1 protein-coding gene is annotated in these 496 nt (G+C 32.3%); it reads right to left on the bottom strand.

Features of this window, described 5'->3' with window-relative positions; genetic code table 11:
• Nucleotides 1-258: SDR family oxidoreductase (locus AB4Z20_RS28055; RefSeq protein WP_442091240.1), on the bottom strand; the 258-nt coding region annotated here is incomplete at its 3' end.
• Nucleotides 259-496 lie beyond the last annotated feature (238 nt).

Raw genomic sequence — 496 nt, 5'->3', positions numbered from 1 at the left:
ATTCACAACAATATCGATATGACCAAAATGGTCTATTACAGCTTTTAACATATCATCTATGTTCGATTTTACAGTGACATCCGCTGTAACAACTTTAGCCGGGTTATTTAATTGCTGGACTATTTCGTTTAAGCGTTGTTCGTTACGACCAACCAGAACTATTGATGCACCTTGTTGACTTAACTTGTTGGCAATCGCCTCTCCTATACCGCTACTCGCACCTGTAACGACTGCAACTTTCTCTTTAACTTTTGCCATACATCATTACTCCTTATCATAGAATTATTTTGAACAACTTTATCATAACGTTTTGTTAGAGAATAGGACATTAATGTGATTTATAGATCAAATTTAAACAAAAGGAATCAAACATATATTTAGTCATTTTCATTATAAAGAAAACATAGTAACTAAAGAATAAAAGTCAAACTTTAGGAGAAACAGTAATGTCGTTTTATGAACGAGTATTAAAACTAGGTGAAAATAATCATCGTAC

It is taken from the genome of Pseudomonas sp. KB_12, assembly GCF_052114545.1.
Classification (GTDB): domain Bacteria; phylum Pseudomonadota; class Gammaproteobacteria; order Pseudomonadales; family Pseudomonadaceae; genus Aquipseudomonas; species Aquipseudomonas brassicacearum.
The sequence above is the reverse complement of the archived record's forward strand: the minus strand, read 5'-3'. Positions and strand labels throughout refer to the sequence as shown.